The 2,579-nt window shown below is 42.2% G+C and carries 3 protein-coding genes and 2 pseudogenes; 3 read left to right on the plus strand and 2 right to left on the minus strand.

Going from position 1 to position 2,579, the window contains the following annotated elements; translation table 11 throughout:
- The 3 genes and pseudogenes from L5M10_RS23560 to L5M10_RS23570 all read left to right on the plus strand — a co-directional run.
- Positions 1-232, plus strand: a pseudogene (locus L5M10_RS23560) (IS4 family transposase); the annotation flags it as partial.
- 162 nt (positions 233-394) lie between these two features.
- Positions 395-1,096, plus strand: coding sequence for a reverse transcriptase/maturase family protein (locus tag L5M10_RS23565; protein WP_263256070.1), 702 nt, complete (start codon positions 395-397; stop codon positions 1,094-1,096).
- A 17-nt stretch (positions 1,097-1,113) separates the two neighbouring features.
- The gene (locus L5M10_RS23570) at positions 1,114-1,359 is read left to right on the plus strand and encodes a hypothetical protein (protein ID WP_263256071.1); all 246 of its coding nucleotides are present in this window, start codon (positions 1,114-1,116) and stop codon (positions 1,357-1,359) included.
- Positions 1,360-2,212: 853 nt separating this feature from the next.
- Here the strand turns inward: L5M10_RS23570 and L5M10_RS24265 are convergent.
- Complete coding sequence (locus L5M10_RS24265; protein WP_411569350.1) at positions 2,213-2,317, minus strand: BON domain-containing protein; 105 nt, start codon at positions 2,315-2,317, stop codon at positions 2,213-2,215.
- 55 nt (positions 2,318-2,372) lie between these two features.
- Positions 2,373-2,579: pseudogene (locus L5M10_RS23575) on the minus strand (IS3 family transposase); the annotation flags it as partial.

The raw sequence follows: 2,579 nt of genomic DNA on the forward strand, positions 1-2,579 counted from the left end.
GATGGTTCAATGCCTGTTGTGGCTAGTTGGTTTACACGCACAGCAACAGGGCTGGGATAAGCATTTTCAGGCCAATACCATTGGGCATCGAACGGTACTCTCAACGATTCGCTTGGGATTGGAGGTACTCAGGCGGCCTGATTATCAAATCACGGAGAAAGAATTGCTGGCGGCCTGGGTATTATTCGCCAATCAGTTGCTCAAATATGGCTATGCTATGGCTGATTTATGAGGGGATCCTTCAGCGCCAAATGAGTCAGAACGTTTATATTGGAATGACTCTAAAACCGTGGCCAATTTTACTTGACCACTACAGATTTATGCTTACTACTCTCAAATACTTTCCGAAAAGTATGAGAAAGAATTAATTAAAAATAACTTACAAGACTCTATTTTGGCATTTAGGGAGCTGGGAAAAAGCAATATTGACTTTGCATATGAAGCATTTTGTAGAATAAAAAGCCTTGGAGAGTGTAGTGCTGTTGCACTTGATTTTTCTAAATTTTTTGACACTTTAGATCATGATTTGTTAAAAAAATCATGGGCAAATTTACTTGGCAAACAAAAGCTTCCTACTGATCACTTCAATGTCTACAAATCACTTACGAAATATTCAAAAGTGGATAAAGCCACTCTCTATAAAGCTCTCTCCATATCCATAAACAATCCTAAAAATGGTAGATTTAGAGTTTGTAATGCATCCGAATTTAGAAGTATGGTTAGAGATAAAGGCTTAATCGAAACGAACAAAAGTAGATATGGCATCCCTCAAGGCTCACCTATAAGCGCTCTTCTTTCAAACATTTACATGTTAGAATTTGATAAAGAAATGAAGCGCTTTGTTGATATTTATAATGGGTATTACTACAGATATTGTGACGATATGCTATTTATCGTTCCAACCGAACTACGTAATACTGTTGCTGGATTTGCAGCAAAACATGTCAAAGCGCTGAAAGTGAGTATTAATCCCAAAAAAACTGAACTGAGGTCATTTAAAAAGGTTGGTGATACTTTGATTTCAGAACAGATGTTGCAATACCTTGGTTTTATGTTCGACGGTGAGAATATATATATATACGTTCTTCATCGTTAGCTCGTTACTCTGAGAAAATGAAACGAGGAATCAGTTTAGCTAAACAAACTATGCGAAAATATAATTGCATTAGGGCTGACAAAGGCGCAACAGAAAAAGAATTATTTAAGAAAAAACTATATAGTCGATATACACATCTAGGTGCTAAAAACTTTATCACTTATGGTTTAAGAGCAGCAAAAAAAATGGATAATAGCAAAACAATTCGTCGCCAATTAAAACCTCTTTGGCAGCGTTTTCATGAAGAGATAAATAGAGATTAAAAATCACACAGTAGCAACAGAAGTTTACCTCCCCTGCGAAGTTGCTGAAGGGCGTTGAAGAAAACAACGTGACGCAGACAGGACGTCTGCGTAGCTTTCTGGGTACAAAGATGGGACAGGCATAACTCTTTTGGGATTAACGGTCAACACCGAGATCACAGAAGTTCACCTCCCCTCGGAGTTGCCGCAGGGCATTTGCGTTCGTTGCGTGAGCGAGGCATGGATGCCGAGATAGCGTCAGTCGAATCAGGGACGAGCGTCTGACGCGATAGCATAAGGACGCTTAATGCCCAAGGGGCTTTCAACTCCGTTAGGGGCGTCATGGAGCATCCAAGGAGGATAGGACGAGCAGTCCTCCTTGGTCGGGTGTGGGGTGAAGCCCCACGACCTTGATTCACCTCGGCCGTAAGGCCGTATAAATCTGCAACTACAATATGGACGTGAACTAAAAATCGAAGGTTCTACATCAGTAGAATTAACAATTAAAAAGACAAGGACGAGCAGTCCTCCTTGGTCGACTCTTGATTAAACGTTAGGGGTGAAGCCCTAGGACTTTCTAGGCCGTAAGGCCACAAAGCCAAAAGCTACATAGCAAGTGCGAAATGTGGCGAAAAGAAAATCACGACAGGTACAAACTCCAAAGCACAAATTTGCCACAGCAGCCGCAAGGCCAGCGTGAGTGACCATAGCTGTACTCACCATTTATAAATCAAGAAGTCCAACGCCCCGCAGCATGGTTGGCGGGGATTGGTATTTTGTGGCATAAGCGGTGAATTAAAGCCAGATAAGAGCTGCCGCTCCTGTTTGTCGTCTGTCAATTGAATACATCAAACAGGCGGCTTTACTGACATTGCTATTTTACTTCCAACCGATTATTTACCGAGTGCACACCAGAGGTCGCTGCCGTCACCCGTTCAGCTTGGTCTTTCTGAGCTTGGCTATTTACATTGCCGGAAATGGTGACATCGCCCTTGCGGTGTTTTTCAAGATAGTTGTCACTCTTTGTTTAAATATTAAGCTGCATTTATTACGCCTTCTTCTGGTGCCTTATCTGGGTTGAGTGTTACAGCGCCAACCGCTTCACAATTTCTGATCTCTGTAGACCAACGCATCGGTTTTCTTTCCTTCGCCGCCTCAAGCACTTTCTTGCGCTTCGCTAAAATAGCGCCATCTTGCAGTGCATGACGTTGCCCTGGTGAGACAAAATTTAGCTGGCTGTG

This window comes from Shewanella sp. SM32, from assembly GCF_025654235.1.
Classification (GTDB): domain Bacteria; phylum Pseudomonadota; class Gammaproteobacteria; order Enterobacterales; family Shewanellaceae; genus Shewanella; species Shewanella oncorhynchi.